Origin of the sequence: Paraglaciecola sp. 25GB23A, from assembly GCF_040012495.1 — a bacterium.
GTDB lineage: Bacteria > Pseudomonadota > Gammaproteobacteria > Enterobacterales > Alteromonadaceae > Paraglaciecola.
In genome coordinates this window covers 403,459-421,787 of record NZ_JBDYKM010000002.1, presented here as the reverse complement: position 1 = coordinate 421,787, position 18,329 = coordinate 403,459, and the positions used below count along the sequence as shown (strand labels likewise).

Below are 18,329 nucleotides of genomic sequence, written 5' to 3'. Positions count from 1 at the left end.
GTTATGCCGATAGATTGGTTCACGATCATTGCGCAAACCATTAACTTTCTTATTTTGTTGTGGTTATTAAAACGTTTTTTATATCGTCCGATCATTGATGGATTAGATGCACGAGAGAAAAAGATCGCCGATATTTTGGCTGACGCTGACAATAACAAAACCCAAGCTAAAACATTACAAAACGACTATGAACAAAAACTAAGTGACATAGAAAAAGAGCGAGTTAAGAGCCGCAATTTAGCGACAAGAGCAGCCGAAGCCGCAGCTAAAGACTTGTTTGATGAAGCCCACCTTAATGCAGAGTCTTTGGTAAAAAAACGTTTAGTCGCCCTGCAATTAGAAGTCAATCAGTTGAAACATGATGTTCTGCAAAAAAGCGTACATGAAATTTATGCCCAGTGTCGCAAAATCCTTGGTGACTTAGCCGGGGTTGAGCTTGATCATTTAATGTTCGATAAGCTCTTACAGCGGCTTGATAGACTAGACACTGAACATACTGAACAATTAATAAATGCACTCGATGCCTGTGATAACAAGGTGCTTATTCGCGGTGCTTTTGAACTTAATACTGAGCAATTAGCGCGTTTACAAGATGGTATTCAAACTAAACTGGCAACAGACGAGCAACGCCAGATTGTGTTCACTCAGAGTAAAGTGCCAGAGTTAATTAGTGGTCTGGAGCTCACCCTCAGTGGTTGGAAACTACCTTGGAGTGTGCATAACTACTTAAACGAATTACAACAACACTTAGACACCATTCTTGAACTTGCGCCCGTGCAACAAGATAAGAAAGCCATACAATGAAACATAGCTTTGAACGGGTATTTAAGCAAATGCGTCAAAGTCGTGAAACCCTCAAGCCAAATAGCATATTGCAAGAAGTTGGTACCATATTAAGTGTGTCAGCCGGCATTGCTATAGTAGAGGGATTGCCTGGTGTAGGCTTTGAAGAACTATTGCTGTTTCCGCGACATATTTACGGTATTGCTTTTAATATTGATGAGCACCAAATAGGTGTGGTTTTACTGGGTGACTACTGTTTGTTAAATGCCGGTGATGAAGTTAAACGTACCGGACGGGTGATGGATATAGTCGTAGGCAATGAACTTATAGGTCGAGTTATTGACCCCCTAGGCCGTGCATTAGATGGCAAAGGAAAAGTCTCAGGTACTCAGCGTCTGCCTATTGAACGCCCTGCTCCGGCTATTATGTCGCGTTCACCAGTTACTGAACCATTACAAACTGGCCTAAAAGTATTAGATGCCCTGTTACCCATTGGCCGAGGCCAACGTGAGTTAATCATGGGTGACCGGCAAACAGGTAAAACCTCCATTGCTATCGATACTATCTTAAACCAAGCAGGTAAAAATGTGCTCTGCATTTACTGTGCTATTGGGCAAAAATCAGCATCAGTGGCAAAAACCTTAGCTATTTTAAAAAACAACCAAGCCCTAGATTATACTGTGGTTATGGTGACCGAAGGTAACGACGCGCCTGGTCTTGATTATATTGCACCCTATGCGGCCACCAGTATTGGTGAATTCTTTATGGAAGCTGGCAAAGACGTTTTGATTGTTTATGATGATCTGACTCAACATGCCCGCTCCTACCGTGAATTATCGTTGTTATTGCGCAGGCCACCGGGCAGAGAAGCTTTTCCAGGCGATATATTTTATCTTCACTCTCGTTTGCTCGAACGTTCTACTCATTTAAACCAAGAACTCGGTGGCGGCTCTCTAACTGCCTTGCCCATTATCGAAACAGAAGAACAAAACATGTCGGCGTATATTCCAACCAATCTTATCTCTATTACCGACGGACAAATCTATCTTTCCCCCAGCTTATTTGAGCTTGGGGTCCTACCAGCCGTCGATGTGGGAAAATCAGTTTCGCGGGTGGGAGGCAAAGCACAAAGGCCAGCATTCAGATCCGTATCGGGTGCGTTAAAATTGGCTTATGCTCAGTTTGAAGAATTAGAAAACTTTGCCCGTTTTGGTGCCCGTTTAGATGACGACAGTTTAAAAACGATTGAACATGGCCAGCGTATTCGTAGTTGTCTTAAACAAGCTGAATCGTCACCTTTACCGGTTGCAGCACAAATTTGTATATTATTGGCTCTCACCAACAGGCTATTTGATAACATACCTGTGGATTCACTAAAAAATGCCCAACAAGCGATCGTTGCAAGCTTAAATACGCTGGAACAAGACTTACTCGCGCGTTTACAACTTGCTGAGAGTTTAAATGAAGCAGATAAACATCAGCTTATAAGCCTGTTTAAAACAACCTTAGTCAGCTTTAGTGAGTCTGATAAAGCCACAAAACTCAAGACTGTCGCAAACGGTACAGTTTAATATGAGTGAATCCAGTAGCGGTTTACAGCACAAACTAAACAGTGCCACAGACTTAAAATCAGTTGTACGTACTATGAAAGCCATGGCTGGCGCGAATATTAGTCAATATGAAGATGCAGTGCACTCACTTGATGACTATTACCACACTGTACAATTAGGATTGCTCGCTTATTTTAGACACAGCAAAGTGGGTAGTTCGTCGATTAAAACAGCAGGCAATCAAACCATCATAAATGGCAAAATTGGTATTATCGTGATTGGCTCTGATCAGGGCTTGGTTGGCCAGTTTAACGAAGCCTTAGTCACGTTTTTAAACACCAAATTGATTAACATGACAGCAGAGCAACTTTTTTGGCCTGTAGGGGAGCGAATTAACGCACGGCTTGATGATCTTGCTTTACCGCTGGAACGGTCTTTTATCCTGCCCAGTTCGATTGATGCTATCACCACACTAGTGACCGAAATGCTGCAAGAAATACACGAGCAACAACAAAATAATCATCTGCAAGAAGTCTATTTATTTTTTAATCGAACCCTAACTAAATCCCAATATGAACCTACTTTTCAACGGATATTACCCCTCGATAACGTTTGGCAACAGAGTTTTTTGTCAGAGTCTTGGCCGACAACCAGTCGACCGCAATTGTTGGCCACACACCAAGAAACCTTTAGTGCTTTAATTGGTGAATACCTTTTTACGTCGCTTTTTAGAGCCTGTATTGAGTCTTTAGCCAGTGAAAACGCCAGCCGTTTAATCGCCATGCAACGAGCTGAAAAAAATATTGAAGAGATCCAAAGCCAACTACTGCGTCAATACCATCGCCAACGTCAAAGTGGCATAGATGAAGAGCTTTCAGATTTAGTCGGTGGATTTGAAGCCCTTTCGACTAAAGCTGATTTATGTTAAGCCCTCTTCTGGGCCTTGCTTTGCTGACCAACCTTTAAAGTGAATAAATGACTTTAATGCGTCACTTTTTTGATCTGCATCAAAATGCAACTCCTACAACTCATTAATAATAAGCACTCTAAGTGATCCGCTTAAGGAGTGAATAATGAATATTAAACAAATTAGTGCCATAGCCAAAGACTTAGGCATCAGCCCCAAGAAGCACAATAAAAGTCAGTTGATTCATCTTATTCAGCAGGCAGAAGGTAACTTTCCCTGTTATGCCACGCCAAGCGCTGGTGAGTGCGACCAAGTGAATTGTCTATGGCGCCAAGACTGTTTGAAAACGACGGTGACCAAACATTAAAAGGATAAAACATGCAAAATCCAAGTCACATTAGTACTTATCAAAAGTTACGTACTCTCAGTGCGCAGTTAATTGCAGAAATTCCCGATACCATGGCAGGGTTTGGGGAGTTGCATGCTAATGCGGTGAGCAAAGGCGCACTGGATACTAAAACTAAAGAATTAATGGCTCTCAGTATTGCTATTGCCGTGCATTGCAATGGTTGCATTGCTTTTCATGTGCATGATGCTTTAAAAGCCGGTGCAAGTCGTCAGGAAATAGTTGAAACCATCGGTGTGGCTATCTTAATGGGCGGTGGCCCAGCAATGGTCTATGGCTGCGAAGCATTAGAAGCCTTGGAGCAGTTTGAAAAAAACCAAGACCTACCACTGTAAGCGGCATAAAAGTAACAAATGATTTTTGCCTCTTTGAAAAAAGAAGCAATGACACACGAAAAAAACCGCTTTTACTCATGACTATCTATTAGTTTAGCCGTTGGTACCATAGCGACACGTCACTGCCATGGGTAAACAAGTCATCTGAACAGCTCAGCCTATGCAAATTAGTGTAATTAACATGCACTTTACAATAATAAGTCGTCTCAGAAGAATTGAGCTTTACTTCTAATTGTTCTATTTTGTCTGGACCACAGGCAACATATTGTGCAGTACCTTGAAAAGCCAAATCCTCTTTTTTGCCTGACACATCTAAGCTTATCGCTCTTTCATCACCAATAAATTTTACCCACCCAGTATAAGCGCGGCCACTGTTCTGACTACTCCCCACTATCAGATAATTACCATGGAGGTAAGCGACCTTGTGCGCATCCGCTTCTAATAATGGCTGACACGTTGCAGGTGTAACCACACTAGAGGCAGCATTCAACCATGCTGATATAAGAATTAAGGTCGTAAACATACGTTCGTCTCACTTAGCTTAGCAAATTAATGCAGAAAACTGTTAACGGAAAAACCTTAGTCCTCATCTTAGCGTGTTTCAGCATAATTATTAAAATTTAGTAACATAAGATTCCTATTCTTAGCTATTAAAACGGGGCAAACTTTCTGGAAATTCTATGTTGTTAATTCAATTCATTGCCTTTTAAAACGCTAAGGACTTACCGTGAACCGATTAATGTGTTTATTTTTCAGTATTTTTGTCGCATCCTCATTTGCTAGCAATTATCAACAAGCGCCCGCAGATATAAGTCAAAAATCACAAACGATTTTTAGCAAAATACACCAAACGAATACCTTAGTCACCCAAGTTAAAACCCTAGTGAGTTATGATCCTGAGTTAAATATTGTCCAGCAATTTTCGGTTACGACCGCTATTGTCCTGCAAAGCACAATAACTAAGTCTAGAGGTTCTGTGAACCATAATGGCTCAAATCAGCCTTTGGATTTAAATGGTGACAGCGCAGAAGCTTATTTTCGTGCCTTGCCTCGTGATCAGCTTTTTCCTTTAGACGAACAGAAAACCGACGATGCTAGCGATTCCACTTATTCGCCAGTCAGTGAGGTTAATCAATTAAGTTGGCAAAAACCACTGGCAACAACAGTACAGACTGACAATCAGAATAATTTATTATTAGCACCCAGTTCTTTTGCCAAAAAACCAGTCCAAGTCATGTTTTAAGGTGCCGCGTAACCTTTCTTTTCTTGTAAATTGTTGCGTATCTATATGATTAAATTGATTATTCCTATTTTATTATTCAAATAAGAACCAAAAAATAACATTTATCTTTTGTTAGCCTTTTTTGCGTTAGTATCGCCTATTATTCCAGCTAATAGGTGATGTTCCATGCCACACTCATGTATGTCATATTGTCGCAATATCAATTTATTTTTACTTATTGTGAGTATTTTTATCTGTAGCTCTAATGCCGAAGAAAATTCGGCCCCGCAAATTTTGATGGCAGGTGATTCAACTATGGCCATTAAAGATCCGAAGGACTACCCAGAAACTGGCTGGGGAATGCCCTTTGCTAGTTTTTTTGCCGCGGACATCAAAATCTATAATTTTGCCAAAAATGGACGCAGTACTCGCACTTTTAGAGAAGAAGGTTTGTGGCAACAACTTATGAATATATGCCAGCCTAATGACATCGTATTTATTCAATTTGGCCACAATGACGAATCACCGAGCAAAGTCGACCGCTACACCACGCCAGAGCAATATGAGTACAATCTTAAACAGTACGTCGCTGATGTTCGTGCTAAGCATGCACAGCCGATATTACTGTCACCGGTCACGCGGCGCTATTTTGATAAACAGGGCCGCATTAAAGCCACCCATCCTTATGCGGAGATTGTAGCTGAGGTGGCAAAAAGTATGGCAGTTATCTATATCGATATGGATAAGATTAGCCGAGAGTATTTTAGCGCCCTGGGTGATGAGGGGTCGGCTATTCGCTATATGCATATTAAGCCAGATATCCATCCTAACTATCCCCATGGCGTGCGCGACGATACTCACTTTAACGAACTAGGTGCACGAGAAGTCGCACAACTAGTATTAGCAGAGTTAAAAAACCTAAACCATGTATTGGTCAGCCAGTTACAATCTGTTGATCCTAAACATTTAAGTTTGAGCTACTAATATCGAGTATTACTGCTTTTTATTAGTCGAATCCAATTGAACCCGGCGCAATATCATTGCTAACTGTTGTTTAACACTGTCTGTTAAGTCTTCATTTTGATAAATAAAGTGGCAGTATTTATTCACCAATGGCATCTGTTTATTGTTGCTCAGCAAGGACCAAACTGCAGATTGATATGTCGCATCTAAGTAGGCATCTCGCTTGAGTTCATCATTTAACTCGAGTTTGTCTTGTTTAATTTTATCAAGCGTCCCTTTGTACTTAACTAATGCCAAAGCACTAACAATTTTTTTGATAGGCTCATATCTACCTGTAGCTAAAAATTCTGACCACAACATATCAAGTTGCAATGGATGACTTATGTCGTCGCTTAATGCAGGAAAAGATATGTTTTGCACTTGTTGGCTAAAGTCAAAGAAAGTATCACTTTGCCCATAACTAGAAAGCTGATTTTCGCCAACAAAGTGATCGATTAATATAAATCGCTTTTGTTCCTCTAAAGAAAAACTATCAAACCTCTTAGCTATATTGTTGAGTAAATAAGGATTATCTGCAAACACACGACTAAAAAAACTTAATATATTCAGATGCTTAGTTATCCAATCTGGATCTGGCTGTATCATGCTGTGCAAAGCGGCTATGGTTTTTTGGGGACTCAGTTCTTGGTAATAATTCATCATCCAGACATTCGCTGCATCTACGTCTGCAAAATGAAACTCGACGCTAAAGGGTAATAGATTAATTGGCGTGGTTGAGGTAAAGGTTGTACCAGAGACATTGTCATAGGCCTTAACTTTTATGTGGTAAGTGCCGAAAGGATAGTCGTCAGTAAACATAACGCGCATTATTTGTTGATTTAGTAACAAGACGTCTGCATTTGCAGCTTGTCCCTGATAACCAACGATACCCTGGCCTTTATCTTCTGTAGGTTTACCTTGAGGATCGAAAATCTGCACATCATAAGTCAGGTTAATGTCATTGCGACTATCAATTGCATAGCCACTAAATAACACAAAGATGCTAATTAGCTGATTTTGTGCAACTTCCTCAGCTTGACGCAAATTAGGCCCGCTGTTGGCGGGAATTTTATACCAAGGATCTAAGTCAATATCCATCAATGAAGGCAGTGTTAATGTCTCAAACTTGGGTACTTGTGCTCTAGCCTCAGCACTAAAAATAACAACAATAACAACTAGAATAAACGCTTTCTTCAACATACTAATTTCCCTTTAATGTGTTTTTAACACGACTTTTTACCATAAATACTTAAAGATCATTAACAATTCAATGCGCCTTAATATAGATGGGGGCTGGATGTAATCCCTTCTTGTATTAAGTTAGAAGTCCACTTAATTTCGTTTAAAAGCCTATTTTAACTGTTGTTCAGCTAAGCGAATACACTTTATTACCCACAGAGAAAATCGACTTCAAAAGCTTCATGCCATTGATTTTATTTAATTATAATTTTGTTATGCACAGTTGTTTCAAATGGTTTCATGCCCGTTTTACTTTGCCTAGCTTGTTTCATTGCGTTTCACTTGTGGTTTTGTTAATAGCTTGTTGATCTACATCAAAGGATGTTTATCTAAGCGATGCTAGCCTAATTACTGGAAATTCTTAACCATGACAGAGGCCTGACAATGAAAATGCCTGAACACATTTTGGTGGTAATAAGTGGAAACCGAAAAAAACATGAAGCCTTAGAGCGTGCATTAAAGTTTGCTGAATATAATGATATTCATATCCATTTATTTAACGCTATATATGAACCCGTTTTAGAGTTGACTGATGTGTTGTCCACTGAACATCGTGAACAAATGAAAGAGCAACACTTAGCTGACCGTAGGCTATATATGAATACCTTAGCTGAAGAAATTTCGAGCCAAGGCATTGCTTGTTCGGTAAGAGTTGAGTGGCATCCTCATTTACATGAAATTATTGAAAAGGTTGTTAAAGATTTGCAGCCTGATTTAGTGATAAAACGTATTAGCGCTGAATCAATGAGTATTAATCCATTTGCCCTGCCCATTGACCGCCACTTGATTCGGTATTGCAAAGCCCCACTATTATTGGTTAATCAATCTGAGTTCTCAGACTCCCCTATTTTAGCAGCAGTAGATATTTTGACATCTGACACTGATCATATGAGTTTGAATAAAGACATTCTCGAATCTGCCAAATTATTTTCTCATCTTTATTTAGCGCCGCTATATGTAGTTAATGCCTTTATTACCCATACAGTAAGCGCTGGTATCGATTTTCCCATGTTAGATATGGAGCAATTAAATCGAAACACCGAGAGCTATCATCGAGAAAAACTCAGCGAATTACTTGAAAAGAATCACGTTGAAACCACTCCTAAGCAACTGCATGCTGTACCCGGTGTGCCAGAAGTCGCAATCCCGCAGGTGGTTAAACAATTTAATTGTCAGTTGGTGATCATGGGAAGTGTAGGTCGAAAAGGTTTATCGGGTGCTCTTTTGGGTAATACTGCTGAGGCGGTACTAGCCGAACTGAATTGTGAAGTACTCTGCTTAAAACCCCACCATTGATCACCTGTTTATGATAAACGGCTAATCAAAACAGATTAGCCGTTTTTTATGTTTGTAAAAGAGCCTCAACTTTGCTTGTTTCTGTTGCTTGCGATCTGCTTTCTAATGCCTGCAACATAGAAGGTGTTACTAATACAATACCGTCTTGACTAATGCGAAATCCTCTAGCGATGTCATCGGCTTGGTTTATACCGATTTGCATTCCACTAGGAATTTTGCAAGCGCTGTCGATAATGGCACGCTTTATTTTTACATTCCGACCAATATCCACTTTTGGTAAAACAACTGATTCTTCTACCTGACTATATGAATGCACATGGACGTCAGAAAATAGCAGGGATTTGTTAATAGACGCCCCCGAAATAATACAGCCCCCTGATACAGTAGAATCTACTGCGTACCCTTTGCGGTCAGGATCATTAAATATAAATTTAGCGGGCGGAGACTGTTTTTGATGGGTCCAAATAGGCCAATGCTCATCATAAATATTCAGCTGAGGAGTAATATTGATTAGATCCATATTGGCTTTGTAAAATGAATCTAAAGTACCGACATCGCGCCAATATGGTTGCTGGTGGTTTTCAATATCTCGAAAGCGAAAGGCTAATACTTTATTGTGGTCGATTGAAGCAGGAATGATATCTTTGCCAAAGTCGTGTTCAGATTTTAGATTCTGTGCGTCTTTAAGTAATTGCTGAATTAAAAACTCGGTATTAAATACATAGTTTCCCATTGATGCCAGGGTGTATCCTGGACGGTCATCTAAAACGCAGGGGTTTGAAGGTTTTTCGTGGAAGTTGATGATGCGGTTTTGTTTATCAACACACATGACGCCAAATGTCCCAGCAGCGTCTTCGACCGGAACTTCAATACACGAAACTGTCATATCGGCACCACTTTCGGCGTGTTGCGCTAACATGTCAGCATAATCCATTTTGTAAACGTGGTCGCCAGACAACACTAATACGTACTTGGGACCGTGCTCTCGTATAAATTCAATATTCTGAAATAAAGCATTGGCTGTACCCTCATACCAACATTCAGAATGTTGTTGAGAAGCCGGTAATAACTCGACAAATTCACCCAAATCTCGATTCATATGACCCCACCCTCGAGCCAAATGTCTAATAAGTGAATGGGCTTTGTATTGGGTCATTACCCCAATTTGTTTAATACCTGAATTAACACAGTTTGACAGTGGAAAATCGATTACTCGGAATTTACCGCCAAAATGCAGGGCGGGTTTAGCTTGAGACTGAGTGAGCTCAAACAAACGACTGCCCTTACCTCCTGCCAAAATGAGCGCCAGCGTATTGCGTGTGAGCTGACTAACATAACGTGTGCTTGATGTAATCATGATGAACCCTCCGATGACTTTAGAAAACTTGCCTAATGATCATCAATTAGTAACCTTTCATAAGCACTCTGTTCATTCAACTACAACCGACTAAGCCTCGAATGGAGAGTCTATTTTTTAGTTTCTCATAGGATAATTAAGAGTTATTACACTTTTACGGCAAGCACATCACATTTCACGCCGTGCAAAACACCATTGGCGGTAGAGCCTAAAAGTAATTTTAATCCACTGCGGCCATGGGTACCGATGACAATTAAATCAGCCTTTATATCATTCGCCGTGTTGTGAATTTCATCAGCAGGATTACCTACCGGGCTGAAAATCTGTGTTTCGGGAATTTTAAATTTATCAGCAAGCTCTTTAAGTTTTGCCTTACTTTGTAAACATAAATCATTAAAAAAGTCACCCTCGTAAGCCATACCAAAGGGTTGGTAGTTAACCATGGGCACAGTGACATAGACGATATTAATATGTTTACTTGAACTGGCAATCTGTAGTGCTTTTTCTAGCACGGGGTGGCTTTCAGCATATATATCTAGAGCCACTAAAATCTTTGTGTAATTACTCATTTCATTCCTCTCTATCTTGGGTATTTTGACCTGTATTTGTCTATTTGAGTTTAGCCTAATTAATACACCTCAATGATATTAGTTAGCTTATAAGTAAAAAGTTGTTGATCCAAATCAACAACTTCACAACAGGCCTGACAATATTGAACTAAAAAATTAGCTAACAGCAAATTTTACAGGTTAAATTTTAAGGCAAAAAACTTTTGTAAGTTGAGTATAAAGGTAATAAAATCCTTGCAGCGAATAACATCAGGGAATCAATAGCTAGTACATGGATGCTTTAAATAATACTCATTCCCCTACTTTATTGATGTTGCCCGGCTTAGATGGCAGTGGAATTCTTTTTAAACCACTAATCGATCTGTTACCCCTAACAATTAGAACAAAAATTGCCGTTATCCCCACGATATTGTTAAGCGGTCATAAGCAAATTGCCAAACAGATACTAGCTAACTTGCCTGATGGGAAATATGTCATTTTAGCAGAATCGTTTTCTGGACGAACCGCTTATGAATTGTGTCGAATGGCGCCTGATAAATTTAGTTATGTGGTTTTTATTGCTAGTTTTGTGAATAGACCATCTTATCTATTGAGGTTTGCCTTACTCCTGCCCATAACTCGCATTGTCAAAAGTAAATTAATAATGCAGCTTATGGCTAAATGCTTATTTGGTTTGAACAATACCAAAGCCTTGTTAAACGCGCTTTTTCAAGCCTTATCAACGCTGCCAAATGCATGTATCAATAATCGACTGTCTATACTCAACCGGCTAAAGCAACCCAGTATCCGCTTGGATGTCCCTTGTTTTATTGTTACCGCTAAACAAGATTTATTGCTCAATAGAAAAGCCCAAAATTCAATAAAAAAAGTGTTTAGTTACCATGCAGAACAGCAACTTGATGGACCGCATTTTTTATTGCAAACCCGAGCTAGACACTGCGTTAAAATCATAACGACCTTGTACGCAGGTTTGGCAGACGTTAAAAGCCCTGTAGTGCCGGTAACAATTGATCCAACGATTGCCTTGTAGTTACTGTTAAATTTCTCTGATTATTGAGCTAAAGCACAGTATAAATTTACTAATTTATAAAGGTTCCAGTATTTTTTTAGCAAAATAGCATATTTGTTGTAGAATCAGAGCAACTATGGATAGTGAGTCATATATTAAATTATCCGCATCCAATAAAAATAATAATAGGATAGGTTTTAACCATGCTAAGTGGAAAGTCTAAAACAGAACAAGTTGATGTTATTAAACAGCTGATACGCCAGAATAATTATAAAGACACAGACCTGACCTTCAAGCAATGTTTGCATATGGGCGTCAGCGTAAACCTCCACTCCTTAAGTCGTTTCGCCGAAAAACTTGAATTACTTGACCGCGCAGAGCGCAACAAGCAAGTCAACCAAAACAAAAAAACCTCTCCACCCGCCATGCATTCCATGAGTTATATGCAAGTAAAGCAACGTGAAACGGAAATTACCTTTGAATTAGGTGAACTGAAAATACGTGAAAATAAATTGTTGGAAGAATTAAACGGGCTGTCAAAAATGCTGGATCTTAAACAATTTAATTAAAACAAACGCAACAAAAGTTAATGTCATTAAACAAAAACGGATGTCATCTGACATCCGTTTAACTTAATTAAGCCCTCAGAATCTTGCCCTTACGCCAAGAGAAAAAGAACGAGCAGGTAATGGCGCTTCATCTTTTAAATATGATGAATGAACACGGCCTTCCTGATTGCTTAGGTTTTCACCTTTGAGATAAATCGTCATATCGATATTATCAAGATCAAGATAGTAGTTAGCTGAAGCTGATAGCATGGTATAGCCTTTAGTATCAGTCTCAAATATGGCTATTTTATCTTGTTTGCTGTTGCGGATAGCTTCTACTTCGGCGTGCCAGTTGCCATATTCATAGTGCAGTGAGCTACCCACTCTCATAGGAGGGATGCGCGGCACATTGCCGCCAGAATCTAGCTTAGCCCGCGTATAATCTGTAAACACTTCCCACCGCCATTCATCATTTAAGTGCCAATCAACCTGAGCTTCAAATCCATATAACCTAGCATCTTGCTGACTAAATATAATAACCGGCAAACCATCGGATTCATCACCTGACTCACCATTTTCAGCAATATTTTTTTCAAAATCAGCTTGAGTAATGAGTGATTCACCACTAAAAACAAGATTGGTACGTTGTTCAAAAATATAATTGCTGACTTGATTATTAAACAGACTGAAGGTCGCATTCCACGTTTCGACATTATAGCGATAAGTAATATCGATATTGTTAGACACTTCCTTGTGCATATCTTGCGATCTTTGTACTACATTATTTTCGCCATTTTGCTCAGCGATTGCGAAGCCACCGCCTATTTCAAAGGTACCAGAACCAATATGAGGGCCATAAGAAACCATTTCAGATGCAGAAGGTGCTCGTTCTGAGTAAGCATAATTAAACGCTAATGAACTTTGCTCATTAAGAGTCCAGACCGCACCACCTGAGCCAGAAATTGCGGTGTAATCTTTTTTATCAAAGAAAATAGTATTTTGTTGTGGTTTCTGGGCAAAAAAATCATTATTTACATCAAGAGCTATTTGCTCTGCCCTAGCGCCAAATTGCCATAAAAGCGCGGCCATTTTGCGTTCTTCCATTAAAAACACCGCTACACTATTTGTTTCAGTCGGCGGGGTAAATGCTTCTTCACCTATAGCCTCAAAATCAGATTTATTATAATGCAGGCCCATTACCCCTTTCCAACCACCAACTAGTTGATGTTCGGCCCATAACCTTGATTCAGTACTTTGGTTTTTAAACGTAGTGCCAATGTCTACGCCATCTATTTCCGAATGCTGATAATCAGTGTAGGCATTTTGCCAATGCACTGATTTTAGGAAGCCACTTAAATTATCCCAATCAACCACAGCTTGATAACGGTCTTGCTGCAATTTTACAAACACGCCATCTTCGCCGGGCAAACCGTATTCAGAATCCATGCGCCCATAAGCCAAAGCCACTCTCGTTTCGTCTGTTATCCAGCCTGCTCCAAGATTATAACCCGTGGCATTCATATCTGAATTTGTTAATTTAGAGCTGCCGCCTTTTTCGTCAATATTAGCGGGAACGGGTATCTTATAATCAGCGTTTTCTCGATTATAAGCATCAAGGTGCCAAGCAAAATTCCCCGTCCCACCATTAAGATCAGTTGATAAGGTAGTAGCATTTGCAACATTGTCATACTTTGCAAAAGCTTCCCCTGAAACGCCTTCTTTACGAGTTACAGGCAAACGGTTATCGACAACATTAACTACACCTCCTATTGCGCCACTGCCATAAATCAGAGTTGCGGGTCCACGAAGTACTTCAATTTGGGTCGCAGTAGATGTCTCGGTTGCGACTTGATGGTCAGGCCCAACCCTTGAGGCGTCAGATGCATCTAAACCATTTTGCACTACTTTTATACGTGGCCCGTCTAATCCACGGATAATAGGGCTACTCGCCACCGGTCCAAAGTAAGAACCATGCACGCCGGGTACGTTTCTGAGCGTTTCACCTAAGGTTGCTGCTTGATTTTGATCTAATTCTTCGCCACTGATAATTGTAACCGGTGTACTTGATTCTAATACAGTGCGCTTTAGAGGAGACGCATTAATCACCAAAGTTTCAATGTCATGTTCATCTTTTTGTAGTTCTTTTTGTTGTGCGTTTGCCTGAGTTGTAAGCGCAGTAACCACGGCTAATACGATAGTCGAGTATTTTGTCTTCATTTTGTCATCTCTTATTTAATATAACAGTGTTACGCATATCCTTAGATAAGCGAAATTGTAGGTCTAAATTAACTAAAATCAGATAACAAAAGGGGGGTCGCGATTACCAATTTTTGGCTTCAGCGAGGATGGCAAAACAGCAAGTGTATAGCTTGTTGTATTTGCGCGCTGGGCAGGAATACTGAACTTTAACGCACTAGTCGTTAGCCCATGATCGACGTTATGAGATGAAAGACACAGAGCGCAATGCAGATCTGTTTTAACAATGTGTGAAGAGTCATGAAGAGCTGAAACATTGCCCATAATAATGAGCAACAATACCGCTAAAGCGACTGCATATTTCAGCATCGTGCGTGGATTTCTGTAGTCATGTAAGGAATGATTCTGCATAGATGTTATAATATAACATAATATTTTTTCGACTGTCGACACCCTACAGAAAATTTTTATTCACTTGCCTGCTAAGATTGAGCCGCGACAAGTCAAATTAAACAATTTCTAGAAATATTGTTTAGAAACGCCCATTTTAAGTTGAAATTATTTATACTCCCCCTGATTTACAAAAAAACAAAAAAGCATCACTCGCCCCCATTTTTAGGAGACAAACTTGGAATTAACTTTTGTACTGGTCGCTTTTGTTTTTGGTTTAGCCTTAAAAATAACTGGCTTCCCTCCTCTGATCGGCTTTTTGATGGCAGGCTTTACTCTAAATTTTTTAGGTTATGAAGCGACTCCCTCTTTAGAAGTATTAGCTGAATTGGGTATTACTCTAATGCTGTTTACAATTGGTCTAAAACTCAACATTCGGGATTTATATAAAAAAGAAGTTTGGCTAGGCAGTGTAACCCATTCCCTTCTGTGGATAACGGTGGTCAATATTATTGTTACCGCTTTAGCTTGGTTTGGTCTGAGTGCTTTTAGCGACCTAGATTATATTGATATCACCCTGCTTGCGTTTGCCTTAAGTTTTAGCAGTACGGTGTGTATTGTCAAAATTCTCGAAGACAGTGGAGAAATAAAAACCCGCCATGGCAAAGTGGCTATTGGTATTCTGGTTATGCAGGATATTTTTGCGGTGCTGTTTATGGTGGTTGCAACGGGGAAAATTCCTTCTGTATGGGCCCCACTTTTACTTCTATTATATTTTGCTAAACCGCTGTTTAAAAAATCTTTAGAAATCGTCGGTCATGGTGAGCTTTTACCACTATGTGGTTTTCTTTTAGCCATTGGCGGTTATGAATTATTTGAATTAGTGGGTATTAAAGGCGATTTAGGCGCTTTAGTGATAGGCATGTTTTGGGCACCTCATAACAAAGCAGCTGAGTTGTCCAAATCACTGATGAGTTTTAAAGATCTTTTTCTCATTGGTTTTTTCTTAAATATAGGTTTTACCGCCCTACCTACCCTAGATTTAGTCCTCACAGCATTGCTTTTATGCTTGTTTATTCCTATCAAATTCATTCTCTTTTTTAGACTCTTTACTTGGCTTAAATTACGCGCAAGAACCTCTTATCTGGCCAGTTTAGTTCTATCAAATTACAGCGAATTTGGTTTGATTGTGGTTGCCCTGCTAGTCAGTAACGGGGTACTGGAGGCCAAATGGTTAGTGACCTTAGCCCTTGCTCTTTCATTTTCTTTCCTTGTAACGGGCTTGCTTTATCGCAGTTCACACAATCAATACAATAGATTCAAACACTATTTAAAAGTCTTTGAACGCCCTGACAGATTGGCGGAAGACACCTATGTACAGCCCAAAGATGCTGAAGTATTAGTGCTTGGAATGGGTCGTGTGGGTAAAGGGGCTTATTCATCCTTAAACAATATTTTGGGCGCCAAAGTATGGGGCATGGATGCAGACCCAGCTAGGATAGCAAAACTGCAAAAAGCTGGCTTACAGGTCTTAGTTGGCGATGGCGAAGATATTGACCTGTGGGACAATATTGACCTAGCGAATATCCGGTTAATTTTACTGGCCCTGCCTTCAATAGAAGATATTTGTAATATTACCGAACAACTACAACATGCTAATTATCAAGGCAAGATAGCGTCCATTGCTAGATATGAAGATGAAATCCAAGCGCTTTTAGACGCTGGGTCTGACAAGGTATTTAACTTTTTCACTGAGGCAGGTACCGGTTTTGCGGAAGAAAGTCTGCAACTGTTAGAACCCTCGAATAGCTTGTAGGCTAACTATAAATAAGAATGATTATCATGTTGTTTTATAAAGATTTTTTCTATTTTATTGGTTTTGTTAAATGACTCTCGCTATACTGCAGGAATATTATTATTAATCAGGAAATACCTCATGTTAGGTGACAGACAGGTCATTAGTGCTTTAAATGAAGTACTAACCTTTGAATTAACGTCAATAAACCAATATTTTTTACACGCACGCATGTTTAAAAATTGGGGGTTCGAGCAATTAAACGAGAAATGTTATAAAAAATCCATTTGTGACATGAAGCAAGCAGATAAATTAATTGAACGTATATTATTTCTTGAAGGATTGCCCAATTTGCAGATGTTAGGCAAATTGATGATTGGCGAAGAACCCGTCGAAATGCTGCAATGTGATCATCGTTTCCAACTTCAGCAACTGCCCCTGCTTAAGAAAACCATAAAACTAAGTGAAGACAAACAAGACTATGTCACACGAGATCTTTTGAGTGAGATATTGCATGACGAAGAAGAGCACATTGATTGGCTTGAAACACAAGAAATGCAAATTGCCAGCCTAGGGGCGCAAAATTATTTGCAAAACCAAACACAAGATGAGGATTAAGCATGAAAGGAAATAATACCATTATCGCCCAGTTGAATGCCCTCCTCGCTTATGAATTGGCTGCGATGGATCAATACTTTGTCCACTCGCAAATGTATGCAGATTGGGGATTTCACAAATTACATGAGCGTATTGCCCACGAGTTTGAGGATGAAAAGGGACATGCTACAAAATTAATTGAGCGCATTTTGTTTTTAGAAGGCACGCCAGATATGGTAACGCGTGATGGTTTACTTATTGGCCATGATGTTCCATCGATGTTAGAGAGTGACCTACGAGTTGAATATGCTGTTGCAGCAAAATTAAAACAAACGATGGCACTATGTGAGCTAGAGCAAGACTACGTCAGTCGCGACATGTTGCTAGTACTACTAGACGATACTGAGATGGACCATGCGCGTTGGTTAGAGCAACAAATACGGATGATTAAATTTGTCGGATTGCCTAACTATTTGCAATCACAAAGTTAATTCAACTTAACTTTATCCGTGATTAAGATTCTTGCATGGCGGCTAATGATTGGGTGTGTCGCCATACTATGACAAATCAGTAGCGAAATTAACAAAAAATCGCTCAGTTTTTAGGGTTTCACGGTTTTCTAACTCAATAATTAGCTGCCACCGCATATGGGGTTCACTACAAGAGCCAATAAAAAACCATAAGCTATGTGTATTATTAGTTGGCTGACTAAGCTCAGTCTGCTCAAGGACGGCAATTTTACCCATGTACATATTGACACCCTGAATCCAAATTTGCTTTAGATTCCAAGTTTCAGGGAGTAGAAGCTGCACAGTATTTTGCTCTTCTACTAACACTTTTGTACTAAAGTTAACCAAGACTATTTCGTTGCTGTACTCAGTCAGGTTAAATTGACAAATTAGCGTGTCGTTCAATTGACATTGTTTACTAAAAGTTGATCCACCCTGCTCTGTACCCGTTAAATAAACGGCAAGGCTTAGCACTAAAATAAATGCGCTTAATATGGATAGGGATTGAATAGTTTGGTTCAAATTGGCTTATTCATTTATGTTATTCCTTGTTTAACAAGTTTGCGGTAAATAAAGAATAGGAACAAGTCGGTTTTTCCTTTCTTTTTAAGCTCTATAC

General features: G+C 39.6%; 19 protein-coding genes. 13 read left to right on the top strand and 6 right to left on the bottom strand.

Annotation, left to right across the window (positions count from 1 at the left end; translation table 11 throughout):
* Positions 1-3: 3 nt before the first annotated feature.
* From ABKW31_RS07175 to ABKW31_RS07155, 5 genes are all read left to right on the top strand, one after another.
* Positions 4-804: a F0F1 ATP synthase subunit B gene (locus ABKW31_RS07175; RefSeq protein ID WP_348615612.1), complete on the top strand. Its 801-nt coding sequence runs from the start codon at positions 4-6 to the stop codon at positions 802-804.
* Entirely contained in the window at positions 801-2,354 is a 1,554-nt protein-coding gene (locus tag ABKW31_RS07170; protein ID WP_348615611.1) for an alternate F1F0 ATPase, F1 subunit alpha, read from the top strand. Before ABKW31_RS07175 ends, ABKW31_RS07170 begins: the two co-directional genes overlap by 4 nt.
* Position 2,355: 1 nt before the next feature.
* Positions 2,356-3,261 (top strand): F0F1 ATP synthase subunit gamma, encoded by a 906-nt coding sequence (locus tag ABKW31_RS07165; protein WP_348615610.1) that lies wholly within the window; start codon positions 2,356-2,358, stop codon positions 3,259-3,261.
* A 145-nt stretch (positions 3,262-3,406) separates the two neighbouring features.
* On the top strand, positions 3,407-3,607 hold the full coding sequence (locus tag ABKW31_RS07160) for a hypothetical protein (RefSeq protein WP_348615609.1): 201 nt from the start codon (positions 3,407-3,409) through the stop codon (positions 3,605-3,607).
* 11 nt (positions 3,608-3,618) lie between these two features.
* Positions 3,619-3,981 carry a carboxymuconolactone decarboxylase family protein gene (locus ABKW31_RS07155; RefSeq protein WP_348615608.1) on the top strand — a complete coding sequence of 121 codons (363 nt, stop codon included), beginning with the start codon at positions 3,619-3,621 and terminating at the stop codon, positions 3,979-3,981.
* Between the two features lie 88 nt (positions 3,982-4,069).
* Here the strand turns inward: ABKW31_RS07155 and ABKW31_RS07150 are convergent, their stop codons facing one another.
* On the bottom strand, positions 4,070-4,504 hold the full coding sequence (locus tag ABKW31_RS07150) for a hypothetical protein (protein WP_348615607.1): 435 nt from the start codon (positions 4,502-4,504) through the stop codon (positions 4,070-4,072).
* Positions 4,505-4,708: 204 nt separating this feature from the next.
* On the opposite strand from ABKW31_RS07150, the gene ABKW31_RS07145 reads away from it, so the two are divergent.
* Both ABKW31_RS07145 and ABKW31_RS07140 read left to right on the top strand, forming a co-directional pair.
* On the top strand, positions 4,709-5,224 hold the full coding sequence (locus ABKW31_RS07145; protein ID WP_348615606.1) for a hypothetical protein: 516 nt from the start codon (positions 4,709-4,711) through the stop codon (positions 5,222-5,224).
* Positions 5,225-5,389: 165 nt separating this feature from the next.
* Positions 5,390-6,187, top strand: a complete 798-nt coding sequence (locus tag ABKW31_RS07140) for a rhamnogalacturonan acetylesterase (RefSeq protein ID WP_348615605.1) — start codon at positions 5,390-5,392, stop codon at positions 6,185-6,187.
* Between the two features lie 9 nt (positions 6,188-6,196).
* Here the strand turns inward: ABKW31_RS07140 and ABKW31_RS07135 are convergent, their stop codons facing one another.
* The gene (locus ABKW31_RS07135) at positions 6,197-7,405 is read right to left on the bottom strand and encodes a hypothetical protein (protein WP_348615604.1); all 1,209 of its coding nucleotides are present in this window, start codon (positions 7,403-7,405) and stop codon (positions 6,197-6,199) included.
* A 423-nt stretch (positions 7,406-7,828) separates the two neighbouring features.
* On the opposite strand from ABKW31_RS07135, the gene ABKW31_RS07130 reads away from it, so the two are divergent.
* Complete coding sequence (locus ABKW31_RS07130; protein ID WP_348615603.1) at positions 7,829-8,740, top strand: universal stress protein; 912 nt, start codon at positions 7,829-7,831, stop codon at positions 8,738-8,740.
* A gap of 46 nt (positions 8,741-8,786) precedes the next feature.
* Here ABKW31_RS07130 and glgC read toward each other — a convergent pair whose 3' ends face one another.
* Together glgC and ABKW31_RS07120 are read right to left on the bottom strand one after the other, a co-directional pair.
* Positions 8,787-10,097 carry a glucose-1-phosphate adenylyltransferase gene (glgC, locus tag ABKW31_RS07125; protein WP_348615602.1) on the bottom strand — a complete coding sequence of 437 codons (1,311 nt, stop codon included), beginning with the start codon at positions 10,095-10,097 and terminating at the stop codon, positions 8,787-8,789.
* A 146-nt stretch (positions 10,098-10,243) separates the two neighbouring features.
* Positions 10,244-10,666: a universal stress protein gene (locus tag ABKW31_RS07120; RefSeq protein ID WP_348615601.1), complete on the bottom strand. Its 423-nt coding sequence runs from the start codon at positions 10,664-10,666 to the stop codon at positions 10,244-10,246.
* Positions 10,667-10,937: 271 nt separating this feature from the next.
* On the opposite strand from ABKW31_RS07120, the gene ABKW31_RS07115 reads away from it, so the two are divergent.
* A complete protein-coding gene (locus tag ABKW31_RS07115; protein ID WP_348615600.1) occupies positions 10,938-11,696 on the top strand; it encodes a hypothetical protein in 759 nt (252 codons plus the stop codon).
* Between the two features lie 182 nt (positions 11,697-11,878).
* On the top strand, positions 11,879-12,244 hold the full coding sequence (locus tag ABKW31_RS07110; RefSeq protein WP_348615599.1) for a hypothetical protein: 366 nt from the start codon (positions 11,879-11,881) through the stop codon (positions 12,242-12,244).
* Between the two features lie 75 nt (positions 12,245-12,319).
* Here the strand turns inward: ABKW31_RS07110 and ABKW31_RS07105 are convergent, their stop codons facing one another.
* Positions 12,320-14,440, bottom strand: a complete 2,121-nt coding sequence (locus tag ABKW31_RS07105; RefSeq protein WP_348615598.1) for a TonB-dependent receptor — start codon at positions 14,438-14,440, stop codon at positions 12,320-12,322.
* A gap of 607 nt (positions 14,441-15,047) precedes the next feature.
* On the opposite strand from ABKW31_RS07105, the gene ABKW31_RS07100 reads away from it, so the two are divergent.
* The 3 genes from ABKW31_RS07100 (at position 15,048) to bfr (ABKW31_RS07090) (ending at position 17,692) form a co-directional block, all read left to right on the top strand.
* On the top strand, positions 15,048-16,625 hold the full coding sequence (locus tag ABKW31_RS07100) for a cation:proton antiporter family protein (protein ID WP_348615597.1): 1,578 nt from the start codon (positions 15,048-15,050) through the stop codon (positions 16,623-16,625).
* Positions 16,626-16,745: 120 nt separating this feature from the next.
* A complete protein-coding gene (gene bfr, locus ABKW31_RS07095; RefSeq protein ID WP_348615596.1) occupies positions 16,746-17,222 on the top strand; it encodes a bacterioferritin in 477 nt (158 codons plus the stop codon).
* Positions 17,223-17,224: 2 nt separating this feature from the next.
* The gene (gene bfr, locus ABKW31_RS07090) at positions 17,225-17,692 is read left to right on the top strand and encodes a bacterioferritin (RefSeq protein ID WP_348615595.1); all 468 of its coding nucleotides are present in this window, start codon (positions 17,225-17,227) and stop codon (positions 17,690-17,692) included.
* A gap of 66 nt (positions 17,693-17,758) precedes the next feature.
* On the opposite strand, the gene ABKW31_RS07085 is transcribed toward bfr (ABKW31_RS07090), so the two are convergent.
* Complete coding sequence (locus ABKW31_RS07085; protein ID WP_348615594.1) at positions 17,759-18,232, bottom strand: hypothetical protein; 474 nt, start codon at positions 18,230-18,232, stop codon at positions 17,759-17,761.
* Between the last annotated feature and the right edge of the window lie 97 nt (positions 18,233-18,329).